The 1,192-nt window shown below is 69.6% G+C and carries 1 protein-coding gene; it reads left to right on the top strand.

All coding sequences use genetic code 11. The features are described 5' to 3' along the window. A partial coding sequence (locus AC1RIF_RS27225) for a flavin-containing monooxygenase (protein ID WP_492604500.1) occupies positions 1-1,191 on the top strand: 1,191 nt, incomplete at its 5' end. Position 1,192: the final 1 nt, after the last annotated feature.

Below are 1,192 nucleotides of genomic sequence, written 5' to 3'. Positions count from 1 at the left end.
GCCGCCGGCCCGCTGTCGAACGCGAACACCCCGGCCTTCGCCGGTCTGGACACCTTCGCCGGCGACGTCTTCCACACCGCGCACTGGCCGCACGAGGGCGTCGACTTCACGGGCAAGCGTGTCGGCGTGATCGGCACCGGCTCGTCGGGTATCCAGTCGATCCCGTTCATCGCCGAGCAGGCCGAGCGCCTGTTCGTGTTCCAGCGGTCCGCGAACTACTCGGTGCCCGCCGGCAATGCCCCGCTCGACGACGCCACCCGCGCCGAGCACAAGGCCGGCTACGCCGAGCGCCGGCGCCTGTCGTGGGAGTCCGGCGGCGGCTCCCCGCACCGCGCGCATCCCGAGAGCGCACTGGCAGTGTCCGAGGAGGAGCGCCGGGCCGTGTACGAGGAGCGTTGGCAGCTCGGCGGGGTCCTGTACTCCAAGGCGTTCCCCGACCAGCTCAGCGACCAGGCCGCGAACGACACCGCGCGCGCCTTCTGGGAGGAGAAGGTTCGCGCGGTCATCGACGATCCGGCGATCGCGGACCTGCTCATCCCCACCGACCACGCGATCGGCGCCAAGCGCATCGTCACCGACAGCGGCTACTACGAGACCTACAACCGCGACAACGTGGAACTCGTCGATCTCAAGACCGCACCGATCGTCGGCATGGACGCCACCGGAATCGACACCACCGCCGCGCACTACGACCTCGACGCGATCGTCCTGGCCACCGGGTTCGACGCCATGACGGGCTCTCTCGACAAGCTCGAGATCGTCGGCCGCGGCGGGCAGACCCTGAAGGACAAGTGGGCCGCGGGCCCCGAAACCTACCTCGGGCTCGGCATCGACGGCTTCCCGAACTTCTTCAACCTCACCGGCCCCGGCAGCCCGTCCGTGCTCGCGAACATGGTGCTGCACTCCGAACTCCACGTCGACTGGGTCGCCGACGCCATCGCCTACCTCGACGCCCGCGGTGCCGCCGGCATCGAAGGCACCCCCGAAGCCGTCGCCGACTGGGGCGAGGAATGCCGCACCCGCGCCGAAGCCTCACTGCTCAACACCGCGAACTCCTGGTACCTCGGCGCCAACATCCCCGGCCGCCCGCGGGTGTTCATGGCCTTCCTCGGCGGCCTCGCCGTCTACAGCCGGATCATCGCCGAAGTCGCCGAATCCGGATACAAGGGATTCGCCATCCTCGAAGGGTGAG

It is taken from the genome of Prescottella sp. GW823-FHT02E09 (assembly GCF_058797375.1).
Note: the sequence above shows the minus strand (reverse complement) of the source record. Positions and strands in the feature narration are given on the sequence as shown.